Origin of the sequence: Vibrio rotiferianus CAIM 577 = LMG 21460, from assembly GCF_002741985.1 — a bacterium.
GTDB lineage: Bacteria > Pseudomonadota > Gammaproteobacteria > Enterobacterales > Vibrionaceae > Vibrio > Vibrio rotiferianus.
Map to the genome: position 1 here is coordinate 280774 of NZ_APHW01000108.1, position 18071 is coordinate 298844.

At 45.9% G+C, this 18071-nt stretch carries 14 protein-coding genes and 1 pseudogene; 5 read left to right on the forward strand and 10 right to left on the reverse strand.

Annotated elements, in window-relative coordinates:
• Nucleotides 1-181 precede the first annotated feature (181 nt).
• On the forward strand, nt 182-2029 hold the full coding sequence (locus B853_RS23660) for an acyltransferase family protein (protein WP_038886621.1): 1848 nt from the start codon (nt 182-184) through the stop codon (nt 2027-2029).
• Nucleotides 2030-2084: 55 nt separating this feature from the next.
• Here B853_RS23660 and B853_RS23665 read toward each other — a convergent pair whose 3' ends face one another.
• The 3 genes from B853_RS23665 to B853_RS23675 all read right to left on the reverse strand — a co-directional run bounded on the left by B853_RS23665 (nt 2085) and on the right by B853_RS23675 (nt 4664).
• A complete protein-coding gene (locus B853_RS23665) occupies nt 2085-2555 on the reverse strand; it encodes an RES family NAD+ phosphorylase (RefSeq protein WP_038886619.1) in 471 nt (156 codons plus the stop codon).
• A gap of 1 nt (nt 2556) precedes the next feature.
• Complete coding sequence (parS, locus tag B853_RS23670; RefSeq protein ID WP_038886617.1) at nt 2557-3009, reverse strand: type II RES/Xre toxin-antitoxin system antitoxin; 453 nt, start codon at nt 3007-3009, stop codon at nt 2557-2559.
• Nucleotides 3010-3122: 113 nt separating this feature from the next.
• The gene (locus B853_RS23675) at nt 3123-4664 is read right to left on the reverse strand and encodes a glutamate synthase-related protein (protein ID WP_038886616.1); all 1542 of its coding nucleotides are present in this window, start codon (nt 4662-4664) and stop codon (nt 3123-3125) included.
• 129 nt (nt 4665-4793) lie between these two features.
• On the opposite strand from B853_RS23675, the gene B853_RS23680 reads away from it, so the two are divergent.
• Nucleotides 4794-5273, forward strand: coding sequence for an aminoacyl-tRNA deacylase (locus B853_RS23680; RefSeq protein WP_010452123.1), 480 nt, complete (start codon nt 4794-4796; stop codon nt 5271-5273).
• 87 nt (nt 5274-5360) lie between these two features.
• Here B853_RS23680 and B853_RS23685 read toward each other — a convergent pair whose 3' ends face one another.
• Nucleotides 5361-6338, reverse strand: a complete 978-nt coding sequence (locus B853_RS23685) for a ribonuclease Z (protein ID WP_038886614.1) — start codon at nt 6336-6338, stop codon at nt 5361-5363.
• 466 nt (nt 6339-6804) lie between these two features.
• On the opposite strand from B853_RS23685, the pseudogene B853_RS23690 reads away from it, so the two are divergent.
• Together B853_RS23690 and B853_RS23695 are read left to right on the forward strand one after the other, a co-directional pair.
• Nucleotides 6805-8091, forward strand: a pseudogene (locus tag B853_RS23690) (outer membrane protein transport protein).
• A 45-nt stretch (nt 8092-8136) separates the two neighbouring features.
• Complete coding sequence (locus tag B853_RS23695; protein WP_038886612.1) at nt 8137-10854, forward strand: SO2930 family diheme c-type cytochrome; 2718 nt, start codon at nt 8137-8139, stop codon at nt 10852-10854.
• A 125-nt stretch (nt 10855-10979) separates the two neighbouring features.
• On the opposite strand, the gene B853_RS23700 is transcribed toward B853_RS23695, so the two are convergent.
• The 4 genes from B853_RS23700 to B853_RS23715 form a co-directional block, all read right to left on the reverse strand.
• Nucleotides 10980-12392 (reverse strand): coniferyl aldehyde dehydrogenase, encoded by a 1413-nt coding sequence (locus B853_RS23700; protein WP_038886611.1) that lies wholly within the window; start codon nt 12390-12392, stop codon nt 10980-10982.
• Between the two features lie 128 nt (nt 12393-12520).
• Complete coding sequence (locus tag B853_RS23705) at nt 12521-12931, reverse strand: GNAT family N-acetyltransferase (protein WP_038886610.1); 411 nt, start codon at nt 12929-12931, stop codon at nt 12521-12523.
• Nucleotides 12932-12996: 65 nt separating this feature from the next.
• Complete coding sequence (locus tag B853_RS23710) at nt 12997-13557, reverse strand: GNAT family N-acetyltransferase (RefSeq protein ID WP_038886609.1); 561 nt, start codon at nt 13555-13557, stop codon at nt 12997-12999.
• 13 nt (nt 13558-13570) lie between these two features.
• Nucleotides 13571-14023 carry an NUDIX hydrolase gene (locus tag B853_RS23715; protein ID WP_038886608.1) on the reverse strand — a complete coding sequence of 151 codons (453 nt, stop codon included), beginning with the start codon at nt 14021-14023 and terminating at the stop codon, nt 13571-13573.
• Nucleotides 14024-14171: 148 nt separating this feature from the next.
• Here B853_RS23715 and B853_RS23720 point away from each other — a divergent pair, with 148 nt between their 5' ends.
• Nucleotides 14172-15074: a DMT family transporter gene (locus tag B853_RS23720; protein ID WP_128827028.1), complete on the forward strand. Its 903-nt coding sequence runs from the start codon at nt 14172-14174 to the stop codon at nt 15072-15074.
• 86 nt (nt 15075-15160) lie between these two features.
• Here the strand turns inward: B853_RS23720 and B853_RS23725 are convergent, their stop codons facing one another.
• Together B853_RS23725 and B853_RS23730 are read right to left on the reverse strand one after the other, a co-directional pair.
• On the reverse strand, nt 15161-15475 hold the full coding sequence (locus B853_RS23725) for a DMT family transporter (protein WP_010452144.1): 315 nt from the start codon (nt 15473-15475) through the stop codon (nt 15161-15163).
• Nucleotides 15476-15638: 163 nt separating this feature from the next.
• Nucleotides 15639-17747 (reverse strand): M4 family metallopeptidase, encoded by a 2109-nt coding sequence (locus tag B853_RS23730; RefSeq protein ID WP_038887241.1) that lies wholly within the window; start codon nt 17745-17747, stop codon nt 15639-15641.
• Between the last annotated feature and the right edge of the window lie 324 nt (nt 17748-18071).

Here is an 18071-nt window from a genome sequence, read left to right on the forward strand (position 1 = left end):
CCGTAGCACGTCACTTTGCCAGAAACAGAGAGCATTCTGTTTTCAAAATGAAAATCAATATAAGAAGTCTCCCTGCAAAACTGTTCTCATCTTTATAGCCGCCACTAACACTCTGATTTTCAACGACCAAATTTTGGTGCGCATTTTGCGTTAGGTATGTCGTTGACTAGGGAGAAAGGCAATGACATACAGAGCAGAGATTGATGGATTAAGAGCGATTGCCGTCCTATTGGTGATTTTTTTCCACGCAGACATTGAAGCGTTTGCTGGTGGCTTTATCGGCGTAGACGTGTTCTTCGTGATCAGTGGCTACCTAATTACCACTATTGTGATAAACGATTTAGATAAGAACCAATTCAGCCTTTCCGATTTCTACGAGCGCCGTATTCGTAGGATCTTGCCCTTACTACTGCTGGTTATTGCAGTATGTTACCTGCTCTCTTGGTGGTTGTTCCTTCCCCACGCACACAAAGAGGTGGGCGAGTTTTCTGTGTCTTCCATTCTGTCCGCTTCTAATGTGTTGCTGTACCTCAAAGGCCACAATTATTTTGGGCTGGAAGAGCAAGCCAACCCACTCTTTCATACTTGGAGCTTAGGTGTCGAAGAGCAATATTACATTGTGATCCCTCTTTTGCTTATGTTGCTGGCACGTGGAAAGCTCATGTCTTATCTCACCTTCTTCATCGCAGTATTTGCACTAAGTTTGATGACTATTTGGTACGCCAGTGGTGATCCTGATTTCGCCTTTTACATGATTTTCTCCCGAGCTTGGGAGTTGGCAGCAGGCTCTCTGATTGCCCTAGTGATGCGTAAAACCGTCATCAAGCCCAACAACACACTTGCCATGATTGGTTTAACACTGGTGCTTGCCTCCGCCTTGTTGTTCGATAAATCAAAAGATGGCGCCGGGCTAATGCTGTTAATCCCTGTGATTGGTACCGCGCTTATCATCTTGTTCTCATCCAAAGACAACACGCTGGGTAAAGCTCTAGGTCTCAAATCGGTGGTTTTTGTTGGGTTGATCAGCTACAGCCTTTACTTGTGGCACATTCCGTTGCTGGTTTTTTATCGATATGTACTGACTGCCGGACAAGAGTTCAGTCTCGCGTTTTATCTAGTGGCTCTATTTGCTTTTTCTTACCTAACTTGGCGCTTTGTTGAAAAGCCTTTCCGTAGCCGCAAGAAAATCGGCATGAGCACACTTACTGCCTCACTTGTATTCATTACCCTGCCACTGCTTGCTTTTGGTGTCGTCGGCCATAAAAACGGAGGCTTTCCCGACCGTAGCGCGTTTTTCGAAGCCATGCGCGTGAACAACGGCTACGGCATCGCATGTAACGGTAATACCGGCATCAATGACACCTGCTCCTCATCTTCCCAGCCTACTGTCGCTGTATTGGGTAACAGCCACAGCATGGTCTTTGTACAGCAACTCGCGAATGACACACCAACAGGGGTTGTTCAACTTACGCAAGACTCTTGCGCGGTTGGCTATGTCGATAAGGTTTCAGGTGCAAACCATTTGTCTTGCAGCAATTTCTTCACTGATGCAATAGAAACCATTTTGAATACCCCTTCTATCCGTCTCGTGGTGATTTCTTCTAACTTCAATAAAGAGCTATCCAAACAAGACTACCAAGCTTCGCTCACTCGCCTTTTGAACGAGTTAGAAGGCCGAGAGGTTCTGGTCTTTGGTCCAACACCTTCCGCACCACATGCCATTGGTGAATGTTTGTGGAAAGCGCGACTGTTTGGAGACAACACTGGTAATGAATGTGACTTCACGCCAAGGCAATCACACCCACATCGCGTGGCTACGTTGGCTCACTATTTTGAACAATTTGAACATGTGGAGTTTGTCGACCTTACCAGTTACATCTGTCAGCAAGGCAAATGTGCAATGAAGGTAGGCGATAACAACGCCATGTACACCGATGCGAACCACCTATCCTACAAAGGCGCAGAGATCGTATTAGGCAGCTACCAGAAAGAAGTAATGAGCAATCAACAGTTAACTGCTCAGCATTAACCCAATGGAAAAAGAGAGAAAGAAAAACTCGGCGCTACTCTAGGCGCTGAGTTTTTTATTTAAAGATTCTTGGGTCGAAAGCAAAATCAAGCTTCTCTGCTTTCTTCAAGATGTCTTTCATCTTGGGATGGTTTGGATTGACGACGTAGTTGTTGTCACGAGGAGAAATTGTCGAAGGCACTTGCAGTGCAGCAAACTCAGGGTGTGGAGCGTTGAGAAACTGGTCACCGATGTATTGTGTGGATTCATTAGCAGGAATGGAGCGCCAAGTGACCGGCAGATCTTCCTCATCCAGTGCGGCAATTAAGTATTCCGGCATCTCAATACGATATAAATCGTAAAGCTTGGTGATCGCAGGATCGTTGTTTACATGGACGAACACTTCTAACGAACAAAGAGATTCGGATTGAGAAAAGTACAGTGCTTCGGTTCCTTTAGAGTTCCATCGCCCGCCGTATAGCTTGGCACCGATTGGGCTAAATGGAGACTCAGAGAACTTCTTTTGAGTCAGTCGATAGAGCTTCATATTACGAGAATACCCCGTGCTCTAGTCGTCCAATCAAATCTTTGACGATTTCAAAATCAACCGTGGTTGAAACCATGTCTAATGGGCGCTTGCCACCCAAGCCATAAACATTTTCCCGCATCCAGCCTAGTGCGCGCTCTTCATCATCAAACAGTTCTGTTGCTAGCTTAAGTAGCATCGCTAAACGATAGATGGCATCACTCTCTTGCGTGTTGAAGCGCTCTTCGTTTTTGAGTCGACGTTTGATGGTGCTCACCGGGATCAATGTGACGTGTTGGAATTCGCTTTGAGAAAGCTTCACACGCTCGACGATATTACGGTATACCTTTGGCTCAAAGCCTTTATGAACCGCATCGGTACGACCGGTTTCGGCATCTTCAATGCCCAGCATAAACCAAAAGTTTGCCTTATGAGGCGGCTTCGGTTTAAAGCTTTTTAATGTTGCCGTTGCCATACTGAGCTCCTATAGACCAAATGGTCTTAATATTATGGTCCATATGAGCTCGATTATCAATCGCACAAATTGCAGCCAGAGTAAAAGAGGCGCTAATCAGAGCAAGAGAAACGTTAAGGCTTGTCTACGCCCGCGTATTTCACCCCAGAAAGCAACGCCATATCGCGATTCCAAGTGGCGAGGTCGTGTTGATTAAACTTGCTAAGATCATCGTGCCCACACGCCCTTGCCATTACTTGCATCAACTCAACCGAGGCTTCAAAGAAGTTCTTCAATTGAACCGAGGCTTTATCCACATTCAACCGCTGTCTTAAGTCGGCTTTTTGCGTTGCAATACCTGCAGGACAATTGTTGGTATTGCACATTCTCGCGGCTACACAACCTATCGACTGCATCGCACTGTTAGAAATCGCAACGCCATCTGCCCCAAGCGCCATCGCTTTTACAAAATCCATTGGAACACGTAGCCCACCCGTAACGATTAACGTGACACGGTCACTCACACCTTGTGCATCCAGATAGCGCCTTGCTCTGGCGAGAGCTGGAATGGTTGGCACGCTGATGTGATCACGGAACATCGCAGGCGCTGCACCCGTGCCTCCTCCACGACCATCCAAAATGATGTAATCCGCACTGGCATCGAGTGCGAACTGAATGTCTTCTTCGACATGATTTGCACTGAGCTTGAAGCCTATCGGGATACCACCTGTCACTTCACGTACCCGATCAGCAAACTTTTTGAAATCTTCTGCAGTATGCAGATCTTTAAACGTTGGTGGTGAAATCGCAGATTGCCCTTCGGGAATGCCACGCACTTGCGATATTTTGCCAACATTTTTATTGGCTGGTAGATGACCACCAGTCCCAGTTTTTGCTCCCTGCCCACCTTTAAAGTGGAAGGCTTGAACATTGAGCAACTTAGATTCGTCATAACCAAACTGCGCACTTGCCAATTCATAGAAATAGCGGGAGTTCGCTGCTTGCTCTTCTGGCAGCATGCCGCCTTCTCCAGAGCAAATTCCGGTTCCGGCTAACTCCGCACCTTTCGCGAGTGAGATTTTAGCTTCTTCTGATAATGCGCCAAAGCTCATGTCAGAGACAAACAATGGAATTTTTAGTACCAGCGGCTTCTTCGCTTTTGGACCAATCACCAATTCGGTTTTGACTGGCACATCTTCCATCAGAGGTTTGGTTGCCATTTGTGCGACCATCATTTGCAGGTCATCCCAATGTGGCAATTGGTCTCTAGGCACACCCATCGCCGTCATCGGTCCATGGTGCCCTAACTTTGATAGCCCTTCTCTTGCCAGTTGGTGAATAAACTCAACCGTGGGTTCTTCTTGCGTCGCCACTGCAATCGGGATCTCGTTATTTCCTGCTTGGATACCCGGACCTTCTTGTCCCACTTGCTCAGAGGTAAACTGCTTATGTGTCCCATCGCAGAAAGGCGCATTTGCGGTGTGTTTACACTGACACAGATACGCATCTTCATCTTTCTCAGCGATAAAGCTCATGGGTTTAAAATCGGTTCCGGCGTGGGAGCCATCACAATAAGGTTGGTTCTTAGATCGCCCGCATCGACAAAAGTAATATTCTTGCCCTTGCACAAGCTCAACTTTGATGGGTTTGTTATCCGCTATTACTGGTTTGCTCATTTTGCTTCCCTTTTTCAATGCCATACTCTGTGGCTGGCTTTCAGTAAGCGTAGAACAGCTCAAGTAATGCGTCAGGAGAATAAAGATTTACCTATACTTTATGTGGGTATCAACACTCTGGAGGCTAACATGACCATGTCAACCCGGCTCGACCACTATTTGACTGAGCATCATATTCACTTTCAAACTGTGAATCACAGTCATAGTAATAGTTCGCTGCAAAGCGGTGTTGCAGCGGGTATCCCTCTCAATAACTTGGCAAAAGGCGTGATTTTAGAAGATCACCAAGGTCATCATATGATGGCTGTCTTGCCTGCGAATAATAAAATCAGCTTGTCTCGATTGAATGACGAGCTCAATGCCTCTTTCCACTTAATCAAAGAGCGCGAAGTCTACCGTCTATTTACCGATTGCGATAACGGTGCAATACCACCCGTCGGAGGCGCTTATCACATGGCAACTATTTGCGACGAAATGCTTGCCAACTTAGACCATGTGTATTTGGAAGCAGGCGATCACGAAACCTTGATTAAGTTAGATAAAGAAGCGTTCCGTGAACTGATGGGAGAAAGTCGTTTTCTACGCTTTAGTAGTGAAGTATTCCACTAGCATCAGGCTACGATAAACCTGATATATAGACAATGTTGGCTCTTGTTGTGACGATTACATTTTGAATTGCTCATACAGCAAGAGCCTTTATTCACCCTTACTCTCAGCATCTTTAACCTCCTCAACTACACCCGCCCTGTCAATTCGATAATGTGCGAGATCATGAGCAAGAAAGAGGCGACCAGAGTAAGCTGTTTGAGCTTCTTTCCGAATCTGCTCGATCGATACCTCCGCTTCAGAGCTGAACTGATAGCGAGGACTAAAGTGAGTGAGAATTAAGTTCGGGACTTGTTTTGCCTGCGCGTAATTGGCGACTTGTGATGAATAAGCGTGCCCGACTTCTCCCGCTCGCTCTTTCATCGCTTCTGAGTACGTTGATTCATGTACCAACAGATGCGCGCCCTCAATCAGACCATCAAGCTTTTCCGGTCTATCGTTATCACCACAAATGATCGCTTTTCTCGGTGCATGAGCAAACTTAGTAAATGCTTTGCTCATTAAGGTTTGACCTTGGTACTCCACATCATTGCCCCGCACAAGCTCTCCCCAGATAGGTCCCCTCGGAATGTTCGATTGCTCAAGCTTATCAATGTCTGGATACATGCGAATGGTTGACTCTTCAAAACAGAAAACAAAGCTAGGAACGCGATGTGAAAGTGCAGTTGCGGTAATCGTAAACTGACCAATTTCAATCGAATCAAACTGCTCTACTTCAATAAAGTGAAGTTCAAATGGCAGGTAGAGTTTGGTGAACGCTTGAGTCGCTTCAAACCACTGTTTAATCCCCTCTGGCGCAATGATCGTCAGAGGATCTTTACGGTTATTCATACCTGCACTCGCGAGCAACCCCGGTAAACCATAACAGTGGTCACCGTGAATATGGGTAATACAGATGGCTTGCAAATAATTAAGTGATAACGGAGTGTGTAGCAATTGGTGCTGAGTCGCCTCTCCGCAGTCAACTAGAAACCACCCTTTCCCCTTGCTCTCCAGCAAAGCAGTCGCAGAAACATTACGGGATTTTGTTGGAACTCCAGAAGACGTCCCTAAGAAATACAGCTCCATATGCTCCTCGACACTTACGTAAAAGCTCTAATCACTCATAAAGTTTAGCATGCGATTCAGTGATAAATTGCGCCATTTTCGCCAACTTTCGCTTTGAGCCTTAAAATTCAATTAAACACACGTTTAAAACAATCGTACTAAATTCACTTTATTACCATCTACCATTCGCTAACAATTAAACATCGCTTTTTAAGCGAACATCAAACAGTAAAGAGGAGCTTCATCAAATGGAAGCCTTAGAAAAATATCGCCTAAGTATAACATTTACAGATAGTTAGGACGGCAATTACAAACTGATAGTTATATGAGATGGAAATAACAAATTCTGAAATTCAATGTTACAAGTATGTTAATTGTTTTTATGCTTGAGCCGAGTGTGTAGTGAACAACCGATTCACCCCGATATGGATTTATCAGCACTTTTATTTAAAACGCATCCTAAAAACACATGGAGTTTCAGAGTGATATGAAGACAAGGAATGCAAAACTCGCGCTTGCAATAGGCATAGCGCTTAGCTCCCCTAACTTATACGCTGCCGGGTTTCAATTATCTGAACATTCTGCTGCAGGTCTAGGGCGTGCCAATGCAGGTGAAGCCGCCATTGCTGATGGCGCATCAGTGGTCGCACATAACCCGGCTGCCATTACGATGTTCGATTCGTATGAGCTGTCCGTTGGTGCCGCTTACATCATGCCTGAGGTTCGCGTAACGGGTAACGGCCCTTCAGATTCCTTCAATAATCAGCTAACCAACAATGACGTCGTTGACAATGTGGTTGTGCCGTCATTTTATATCGCTGCCCCAATCAATGACTCTTGGTCCTGGGGGCTTGGTATCTTCACTGACTTTGGGTTGGCAACCGAATACCCTGATGACTATTTAGCCGGACCGATTGGTGGGGAAACCAGTTTAGAAACCATTAATTTTAATCCTACCATCGCCTACCGAATCAATGACGAGTTCAGTGTTGGTGCTGGCGCTAGCATTGTTTATGGTAAAGCCAAGCTCACGCGCACACTGGGTATTCTTGCCGATGCGATTAATGCTGATACGGGCGCAAATTTTGCTCGTACCGACGTGGCGAAATCACTCGATGGTGATGGTTGGGGTTACGGCTTTAACCTCGGCGCGCTTTGGGAGATCAACGAGAAGCATCGCTTCGGATTAAGCTATCGCTCTAAAGTGGATGTAGATTTTGAAGGCGATTATTACTCAGATGTTCCGAGCGAAATTTCGATGCCGGGTCAAACTGTCACGGGAGACTTAACCCTCAATCTGCCGAGCATCACTGAATTCTCTGGTTTCCATCAGATTATCGAACCCCTGGCTATCCACTACAGCGTGATGATGACGGGTTAGGATGTGTTTGAGGAAATCCGCGCTACCGTAGATGGGCAAGAAGTTCTACAAAAGGATGAGAACTTCGAGAACGCCTTCAAATACGCATTTGGTGCGACTTACCAACTCAACACATCCTTCACTCTGCGCGCCGGTATTGCTTACGACGAAACGCCTAACGTGAACGACAAGAGCATCAGTTTGCCAGATTCAGACCGAATCAATTACAGTTTTGGGGCCACCTACGCCTTCAATCAAAACAGCCGAATCGACTTTGGCTTCACCTTTATTGATGCCGAAGAAGTCACGTTCACTGAGCCGCTTGAGCCGCACGCTCTACCGGGCGTGGATATCGCCTATCGCTCCGAAGGTGATGCGTACATATACGGAATCCAATACAACCACTCTTTCTAATTATTCCTGACTGAGTCAATAACACTAATTACAGGGAAGCAAATCATGCACGGAATAAACAAAACGGTTGTCGCTGCACTCATCAGTTCCAGTCTTTTGATGGGTTGTAACAGTGACGATTATGACGAACCGCAAACCTCTAGCGGTTATGAATTATCTGAATACGGTACACCAGAATTATGTGGCAATGGTCAGGAATGGGCGAGCGCGGAACAAGTCACCGCGATTGAAAACCTAGTCGAACTTGCCGAAGACAACAGCGTGGTAACACTCCCCGCCGGTTGTTTCAAAATGAACAATCAATTGACGGTCGATTCGAAGAATAACCTCGTGTTACGTGGTACAGGTATCGACCAAACCTACCTCGACTTCAGTGGCGTGGATGGCAAAGATGGTATTGCCATCAGTGGTGGTTCGAACATCACCGTCTCCGATCTCCAAATTTCGGAAGCCTCTAAGAACGGTCTTAAAGCTGACGGGGTTGAAGGCATCATTATTCGTGATGTCGCGGCGGTTTGGCTCGAAGTACCTCGTGCACGTGACGAAGATGGCAACCTACGCGGTACTTACGGCATCTATCCAGTAAAATCTCAAAACGTCTTGATTGAAGATACATGGAGTTACGGCAGTGCCGACGCGGGTATCTATGTGGGTCAAACCATCGGAGCGGTTATCCGTGACAACGTAGCGGAAAAGAACATCGCGGGTATCGAGATAGAAAACAGTTCGAACGTGGATGTCTACAACAACTTAGCGCTCGGAAACACGGGCGGTGTGCTGCTGTTTGACCTACCGGGCGCGACCACTATTAGTCGCTTAATTGATGATGTACGTATCTTTGATAACGTCATTCGTGACAACAACTTAGAGAACTATGTTGATACCACGTGTCAAAATGGGCTTGGCGGCTGTGGCGTGGTGGGCATCGTCCCTCCTGGTACTGGCGTCGTCATTTTGTCCGGTCGTAATAGTGAGTTCTTCAACAACACGATTACTAACCACGACTCGATGGCACTTGCGATGACGAGTTACTTGTTGGTGAATGGCGATCCCAACGCTTACAGCCCACTCAATGGGACATCTGAAGGCAATGCCGTTATGCAGGGCTGGAACCCTGTTCCGACCAACATGTATTTCCACGACAACACCATTACCAACACAGGTGCCAATCCAAATGGTTCCCTGATTGAAGATATGATTTTGGCATATACGTTAAATCATCAAGCCTTCCCTGCTCTGTTTTACGATGGCGCAGGTGAGTCACTGATTCGTTCACAAATGTTTGCACCATTGCGTGATGCGCTCAACGGTATGACAGGAACAACCAACTGGAATTACCTTACCGAGTTTACCGATGCAGACAGCAACTGCTTAGTCAATAATGGCGCAAGTGTTGGTGTGTTGGTTGATAACATGGACCCAACAGCGATTGGTCGTTATGCGGAAAACCCAGCCAATGCAGATTTCTTATACGAGAACGAGCAAACCACGCTACTTACTACAGGTTGTGATTCTAAGACGCCATTAGACATCAATACCGTCACAATTAATGGTGTTGTGTATGGCTACAATCAAACCGAAGACGGAGCGACGGATCCTGATAACCCAGATACACCAAACGGTATCGTTGGCAACGCAAGCTGTACCCTAGACGACGTGACGGGTATCAACTGGGATGCGATTACTCGTGAAAGCGCGACATACGGTGAAAACTGTGTGAGCTTGTCGCAATACAATCTGTTTGAAGATGCCAAAGATCCAACACAAAACCTCAACTTAGCGGCATCTGCGAAAGGTACTTTGTATGAGATGAACGTTGAACTCTTTACTGACTACGCACGCAAATACCGTTTTGTTGTGATGCCGAACGAAGCCTCTGCAAGCTATCGTGAACAAGAGGTGTTCGACTTCCCAGTAGGTACCGTGTTAATCAAAACCTTTGCGCTACCTTCAAGCACAGCAAATGCCCGTCGCGAAAATGAAGAGCTCATTGAAACTCGCCTATTGATTCGTCGTGACAGCGGTTGGATTGCCCTGCCTTACGTCTGGAACGAAGACAAAACCGATGCTTACCTGACTGCGGTATCGGTACCCTTTGAGCGCAGCGTAGAACATAATGGCGAAACGCTTAATTTCACTTATGAAGTACCAAGCCGAAATGAGTGTACCTTGTGTCACAAAGTAGAATCTGATGTCTCCGATCCTACTGGTAACACACAGCCAAAAGGTTTCTCTCCTATTGGTCCTAAAGCACGTAACCTAAATAGTGTTCAGGATGTCTCTGATGGCTCGCCAGTCAACCAACTTGTACATTGGGAAACGCTGGGGCTATTTACAGAAGCTTTACCAGATACGCCAGAGAACTTACCTAAGACCCCTGTCTTTGATACCGAAGCGGGAGCAAGTAATCTAACGGATACTGAGCTACTGGATTATGCCAAAGCATATCTGGATGTGAACTGTGCGCACTGTCACCGCACCGAAGGCAAAGCGGCGAGCAACCCGTTCAAGTTTGAATACTGGCGTGAAGGGATCAGTGAAATGGGCATCTGTGCTCGTGGAATCACCTTCCACAAAGGTCCATCTCCGTATGTGATTGTACCGGGTGATCCAGAAAACTCTGTGCTGCACTACCGCATCAATGTCGACAACGGTAATATGATGCCAGAACTAGGCAGACACGTTGTTCACGATGAAGGTGTTCAGTTAATTGCCGATTGGATTAACTCGATCGATACCACAGGCTGGAGCTGCGTAGAGTAATACCATCAATGGCTACCGAATGTTTAGGTAGCCATTAACTTACTTCAACACCCCGAGTTAACAACAAACAAAAACCGCCTCACTGGGCGGTTTTCTTATTCGTAGATGGTCCAATATCAGTAGCGTTAACGCATAAAGAGTTTCTGTAATGCTTTTATTGCCATGCCACGACGCTCCATCAACATACCCACACGAGGTAACCACGTAGGTGTATTTAGAACAGTTTTGGCGTGGCTAAAGGTTCTAAAACCTTCCTCGCCATGGTAGTGGCCGATACCAGATTCACCAATACCACCAAACGGCGCGTCTTCCGCACCAACGTGTAAGATGGTGTCATTCACCCCAACCCCGCCACTGTGGGTATTACGGGTAATACGCTCAATAACACTCTTATCTTCTGACATGATGTATAGAGCAAGTGGGCGTTGATTCTGGTTGATGTAGCTGATGACCTCTTGGATATCACGGTAAGGCTTGACTGGCATAAGAGGACCAAAAATCTCTTCCTGCATAATGGTCATCTCTTCGGAAACATTGGTCACTAGGTGCGGATACAAACATCGGCCCTCTGCGCTCGTCTCGGACACGGTGTGTATTTCTGCGCCCTTGACTTTGGCATCTTCCAATACTGCCTTTAAGCGGTCGTACTGACGTTGATTGATGATATGAGTAAAGCCTTGGTCGTTTTGGCCGTTGAGGTACAGCGCTTCAAAACGTTGTAGAAACAGTGCGACAAACTCGTTGATTCTTCCCTCTGGTACAAAGGCATAATCTGGCGCAACACAGATTTGTCCGGCATTGATGCATTTACCAAACAGTATCGCATCAACCGCTTTATTCAAGTTAGCGTCATCCGCCACGATGACTGGAGATTTACCACCGAGCTCCAACGTAATTGGGGTTAAGTTTTCCGCTGCAGCACGAGCAACCGCGCGACCCACATTGGTTGAGCCAGTAAACAACAGATGATCAAATGGCAACTTGCTGAACGCTTGTGCAACTTCCGCTTCGCCTTCTACGACTTCAACATCTTCAGGTAACGCTCGGCAAATCTCAGAAATCACTTTGTTGGTCATCGGGGTGAATTCGGAGAGTTTCATCATCACTCGGTTACCCGCAGCAAGCGCAGTCACTAATGGCGATAAACTGAGAATGACTGGGAAGTTCCAAGGAGAGATGATGCCAACCACGCCAACCGGTTGGTATTCAACGGTGACTTTTGAAGGAGCAAGTAACAAACCTGCATGACGGCGACTTGGCTTACACCATTTATTGAGGCGTTTTAGGGTGTAATTGATTTGGGCAACCGTCGGCAATACATCCGTCATTGCCGTATCAAATTCAGAGCGGTAACCAAAGTCGGCACTTAAGGCTTCCACCAGCGCTTGCTGGTTATTCAAAATAGTCTGCTTAAGAAGGTTCAGCTTTTGCTTTCTTACCTCTAAAGCTGGATAAGGCTCAGCATTGTATGCGGCTTTGAGCTTATCTAACTTGTGTTGCAGCGGTTGACCAACTTCGACGTCGACGATCGCATTCATGTTTTTCTCCTTGTGCACCCGATAAAGGCCAATGTCGCACTTATGTATGATTCAAAGTTAACATAAGGGCAACATTCTGACTATTAACGCACTAAGGAAATTAGAGTTCAAACTCAGATTTATTTTGGTTAAAGCGCAAGCCTCATTTTGTAATAAGGAACGTCAGATTTGTAGAAGCGCTCACCTTCAACTTGCATCCCAAACTTTTCGTAGAAAGCCAAGGCCGATTCTCTCGCATCGCACCAGAAATACTCAACAGGTGAAAACTTAAAGCTTTCTAACACACATCGAATCATGGACGAACCAATACCCTGCCCTTGATACTCAGGCAAGATAGCAAACTTGCGCAATCGAGCTTGATTGTCTTCTCGGTATATCGACGCCACCCCCACCAATACGTTGTCGACGAATGCGCCAAAATGCTCCGCTTCCTCGTCGCCTTCTACTTGGCAATGTTCGATGGGTTTATTTGCCCATAGTACTTGATGGCGAATTGGCATTGCATCTTGCCAAGTAATGGTATGAATGCTTATTTCCATTGCTCTTTTCCTTTCCAGCTCACTCATCCCTTTATATCGCCACAACGAATTTTAAGCTACTATTTTCAATTACTTATTGTAGCCAGATCCAGCTCATAAATACCCAGTCGTTGAGAAGAATCTAGGGTTTCAAAATTATGATCAACATACTCTTTTAGTGTCGCTCCCGCTCGTTGTGCCACGTGAATGCTTGCGATATTATCTTCCATGCAATGAAACTGGATCACGCTAGCGCGCCCTCTTTGCTTGACGGACGGTATAATAACGGAGAGCACCTGGTGAACCACCCCATGACCGCGTCCAATCTCCGCTAGCCAGTAACCTATCTCGACAACTCGCGTATCTTCGTTCATACCTTTAACCCCTAGCACGCCAACAAATTGGTTATCCAGAAAAAGGGCAAACCAGTACGAATCGAGTGCAATGCTGTTGACCCGCTGTGAGATATAACGCAAGGCCTCTCTTCTATTCGTGACAAAGTCTGTCCAAGGTAGATATCGAGACAAGCTGTCACGGCTTTTATTGACTACTTCGAGCAGAACATTCGCGTGTTTTGCCTGCAAAGGCTCAATGGAAATACGCTCCGAAATTTGCAGTGTCTGATGTTGTTCATACCCTTGGTACATAGTGATTCCGTAGTTAACTTTGCTTAATCAAAGTGAATGGCGTGAGTTCACTTTCTACGTAGTTCTTCCAGACGTGCTCGTAGAGCTGGTGCTGGTTAGCAAATGGCGCGAGCTGTTTTGCTTCTTCCAACGTGCACCAGCGGTAGTCAGTGTGCTCATGATTTAGCGTCACCGCTTGATTCGGCTTACAGAACAAAACAAAGCAAGGGATAACCATGATTCGATTCTTGTGCGCCTCATAAAACTGTTCGAGAAAGTCTGCGCTATGAAGCTCGACATCTTCGATTTGTGTTTCTTCCTTAAGCTCTCGTACGATGGTTTGCCAACCCGCTTCGCCCTCTTCGACGCCACCAGCGACATGACACCAATAGCCACCTTTCACTCGCTCTAGCAACAGCATTTTCTTTATGCCGTCGAACTCAGAAATCACCACACCAGACACATGCGTTGCTTGAATAGGAATCATGCATTTTCCTTATAGATTTATTATTTTCAATCAGAACGGGACAGTCTACCTTGTATCATGCGGATAAGGGGGCTTAATCACAAGGTGCTGATCTTTTTGTGAGTTTAGTGTGCTAAAGTGCGATCTCCCGCAATAAACGAGCAGTAAGATGCCTAACTCACTCAACTCAATGGTTCCGATTGGCGTGCGCTTTATGGTGCTGTCCGCTTTTGGTTTTGCACTGATGTCCGCAACGGTAAAGCACGTTAGCTTACACGGTATACCTGTATTTGAAATCGTAGCTGCTAGGGCTCTGGTTTCGCTAGTGATCAGCTATCTCGATGTAAAACGCAAAGGCATTTCAGTTTGGGGTAATAATAAGCCCTTGCTCTTTGCTCGCGGTGCCGTTGGAACCATGGCTTTGATGTGTGTGTACTATTCTGTTACAACGCTACCATTAGCTGAAGCAACCATTTTTCAGTATATCCACCCAGTATTTACTGCCTTACTTGCCGTTTTCTTCCTTAAAGAACGAATCCAATTCTCTACGTTTATTTGTATCGCCCTCTGTTTACTTGGGGTATACGTCATGGTGAGACCAGAAACCGGTCCAGACGCGGAGCATGCCTTACCAATGTTCAGTGTGATGATCGCTATCTTAGGCGCGTTTGGCAGCTCTATTGCATATGTGATCGTGCGTAAGCTAAGCCAGACAGAAGACAGCTCCGTCATCATCTTTTACTTCCCTTTAGTGGCATTGCCTGCATCGATTCTTTTGATTGGAGATCAATTCGTCATGCCAGATTTGTATCTAACCATGATGCTCGTTTTGGTCGGTGTTTTTACTCAGGTCGGGCAACTAGGATTAACGAAGGCAATGCAAACGCAGGAAGCCGGGAAAGCCTCAGCTTACTCATACGTTCAGATCATATTTTCTATCATGTTGGGTATCGTCTTCTTTGGTGAACTGCCTTCCGCATGGACATACTTAGGCGGCGCATTGATCGTAACGGGAGCTCTCATTAATGTCTTTGGTCAACATCTAGTACTGTTTATGAGAAAGCGCTCGTAAACTCTCACATGCTTAGGGCTTCTCATCATTCAAATAGCAAAAGCCAGAGCAGAACTCTGGCTTTTCTTTCTCCTGTGATTCAAAGGTTAAGCTGCGAACTTCAAACCCGCGATACCTGCAACAATGAGCAGTAAACTGATAAGCTTAATTAACGTCGCTGGTTCATCAAATAAATAGATACTGGCAATTGCGGTACCTATCGCGCCAATACCGACCCAAACTCCATAAGCCACACCTAGCGGTAACGTTCTAAGCGCGATACCCAGTAACCAAAAGCTTAACCCCATAAACCCAATAGTGAATGCAGATGGTGCAAGCTTACTAAAACCTTCGGTGTATTTGAGCCCAACTGCCCATGCGACTTCGCATAGACCTGCAAGAAAAAGAATTGCCCAAGCCATTGAGAGATTCCAAATGATTGGGGTCGTCCCCGATAGTGATGAGAGCGGTGAGGTCGTCCTCACTTCTTGTAAGCGCGCATTATAACCAAAAGACTAAATACAAAAAACACAGAAACAAAAAGGCTCTGAACAGTATCAGAGCCTTTGAGATCGACAGCAACGTCTATGGTTTCAGTATTGTAAAGACTCGTCCATCACTCAGGGTAAAGTTAACGGAACTGGTTTTCTTCGGAATGCCACTCAATACACACTCAGTATCAGATTTACATACATCGCCAAGAGACCAATAGCCCTCCATCAATCCCGAACCAGTGACTCGAGCAGTCCACGTTTTCCCGTTGTTTGTCGAGGTCGTTGTCACATCACTTTCTGGTGGAGGTGGTGGCGGCGCTTCCTCCTCAACGTAGGTTGCTGTCACAGAAAGATTACTGTATGCCGCATAAGCATAAACACCAATGTGCCACGTACCTGTACTTGGTGATGCTAAGGTACAACTCTCATTGCTGTTACTACTATAAGAGCGACAATCATAATCCGATTCTGAAGGCGCACTGCCCAGCTTAACGTATAAATCGGCATCGCCATTACTGCCCGAAGTCACGACATTGAGTTCTGTTACTCCACTTGGCACATCAATGGTGAAACAACGCCATTGACCTGTCGAAGCAGAGTCAACCGACGACCCTACACCATTTACCAGTACCGTGATATCACAAGATGTCACTGGTGGTTCAACAACACCGCCGCTTGTAGAGACCCCAACTTGTGCGAATGCATTAGTAATGTCCGTACCGGAATAACCTAACGCTTGTGCAGCAGCTAATACACCAGCAGCCGCTGAATCATAAGTCGCATCAGGCGTCCAATAATTCTGGTTTGCGTAAGCAAAAGTCACAAAGGCTCTTTGTGTCCCCCAACCATATTCGGTTGCAAGTAAATAAAACGCCTTGTTAAACACCCCACTCGAGTAATGCACATCCATACCACTGACATAGTCGGAAGCATGACCGATTGAGCGTCCGTCTAGAGGCGGATTGTCCATGTATCGCAACGCGCCGTTAGCGGATTTGCGAATGTCATAACCGACTTTCCAATCATTGCTGCCTCGTGAATAAAACTCAGCGGCCTCACCAGCAATATCTGAAAACGCTTCATTGATACCACCCGATTGTTCAGAATAAATGAGGTTCGAATTTTGTTCCGTAAAACCATGGCTGACCTCATGAGCGGAAACGTCCAAACTCACCAACGGATAGAAATAAGTATCGCCATCGCCAAAGGTCATGCTAGAGCCATTCCAAAAGGCATTTTCATAACGTTTTCTGTAGTGGACGCGCATCTCTAATTGGAAAGTCAATGGTGCGATACCCAGCCAATCTCGGTACATGTCGTACACGACTTTACCGAAATAGTGGGCATCATTAAGAGGGCTGTAAGCACCATTGATTTGCTTTACAGTATTAGTTGGGCAAGTAAATGTATGAGTGCTGCCTGAAGTGCGGCCATTCAAGTTGACTGTCTTGACCACGCCATCGATATCCATAATACAAGTGCTGCCAGATTGCTGGACATTTAACGCTTCGTAATCAACACCGTATTGATACTCACCAATTTTGAGGTTTCCGCCGGGACCATCAGCACTGGCATGGGCTAATCCTTCATACTGATGCAAAATTTTGCCAGTGTGCGCATCAACTAAAAACGTTGGCCTTGTCGGTTTATGAGCATTTTCAGAGTCGGCAAAAAAGCGAATCTCATAAGCCAAATGAGCAACATTATTGTTATCAACGTAGATGGTTAACGCCTGCTTTTGGTCTTCAATCTGATAGCCATCTGAGACAAATTGTTTTTGAACGCTGGCCTTTGCTTCTGCCGCTTTAAGCGATGGTGACACATTGGAAATATCACTAGTGATGTCTTTAACCAACGTCCCGTTGATTCGCTGTATTTTGCCATTGTTATCTCGGTGAACAACAATCTGCTTCCCCCATAATGGTATGCCTTTGTACGTTTGCCTATAACGGGTATGCAGGTAGCCATTTTTGCCTTGGTTGGATTGAATTTTCTCTACGTTATGCTCTTTTTGAAGCCCCAAAGCCTTACCGACATTTTGGGTTGAAGACTGATTGCGCTTTTCAAGAGCAACGAGATATCCATGGTTATTTTCTAATCTTTCTGGTTTTGCGGAAAAAGAATAAGGTGAAAAACATATTGCTGAGAGAAGGATTGTCGTCGCGACAACTCTGTAACGATGAGGTGCTACTGTTTCCATCATTTGATCCCCGGTCTTATTAACTAAGCACAGCCAACCTGACAGAGTTGAACGTCTACGTGTAAATAGCGTTATTTTGTAGTTATTTGAGTGGTTATCTATAGTGATTCTAGTTGGCGGTTTCAATAAATCCACCCAATGATTTCATGTTAATCAAATCACTTAATCATCGATATTTAACAGTTTGAATATAACCTTCTGGTGTTGAAAACGATGCATTCGCCTCACAAATCACAAATAAACTGGTTACATATGCAAATACGCAATCGATTGTGTGACGAAGATCGCTTACAAAAGCTACTGATAACTTTAGTATTTGCGCGA

What these genes read in the sequence shown, in the direction of transcription:
- B853_RS23660 (WP_038886621.1), top strand. Translation starts at nt 182, where the DNA reads ATGACATACAGAGCAGAGATTGATGGATTAAGAGCGATTGCCGTCCTA.
- B853_RS23665 (WP_038886619.1), bottom strand. Translation starts at nt 2,555, where the DNA reads ATGAAGCTCTATCGACTGACTCAAAAGAAGTTCTCTGAGTCTCCATTT.
- parS (WP_038886617.1), bottom strand. Translation starts at nt 3,009, where the DNA reads ATGGCAACGGCAACATTAAAAAGCTTTAAACCGAAGCCGCCTCATAAG.
- B853_RS23675 (WP_038886616.1), bottom strand. Translation starts at nt 4,664, where the DNA reads ATGAGCAAACCAGTAATAGCGGATAACAAACCCATCAAAGTTGAGCTT.
- B853_RS23680 (WP_010452123.1), top strand. Translation starts at nt 4,794, where the DNA reads ATGACCATGTCAACCCGGCTCGACCACTATTTGACTGAGCATCATATT.
- B853_RS23685 (WP_038886614.1), bottom strand. Translation starts at nt 6,338, where the DNA reads ATGGAGCTGTATTTCTTAGGGACGTCTTCTGGAGTTCCAACAAAATCC.
- B853_RS23695 (WP_038886612.1), top strand. Translation starts at nt 8,137, where the DNA reads ATGCACGGAATAAACAAAACGGTTGTCGCTGCACTCATCAGTTCCAGT.
- B853_RS23700 (WP_038886611.1), bottom strand. Translation starts at nt 12,392, where the DNA reads ATGAATGCGATCGTCGACGTCGAAGTTGGTCAACCGCTGCAACACAAG.
- B853_RS23705 (WP_038886610.1), bottom strand. Translation starts at nt 12,931, where the DNA reads ATGGAAATAAGCATTCATACCATTACTTGGCAAGATGCAATGCCAATT.
- B853_RS23710 (WP_038886609.1), bottom strand. Translation starts at nt 13,557, where the DNA reads ATGTACCAAGGGTATGAACAACATCAGACACTGCAAATTTCGGAGCGT.
- B853_RS23715 (WP_038886608.1), bottom strand. Translation starts at nt 14,023, where the DNA reads ATGATTCCTATTCAAGCAACGCATGTGTCTGGTGTGGTGATTTCTGAG.
- B853_RS23720 (WP_128827028.1), top strand. Translation starts at nt 14,172, where the DNA reads ATGCCTAACTCACTCAACTCAATGGTTCCGATTGGCGTGCGCTTTATG.
- B853_RS23725 (WP_010452144.1), bottom strand. Translation starts at nt 15,475, where the DNA reads ATGGCTTGGGCAATTCTTTTTCTTGCAGGTCTATGCGAAGTCGCATGG.
- B853_RS23730 (WP_038887241.1), bottom strand. Translation starts at nt 17,747, where the DNA reads ATGGAAACAGTAGCACCTCATCGTTACAGAGTTGTCGCGACGACAATC.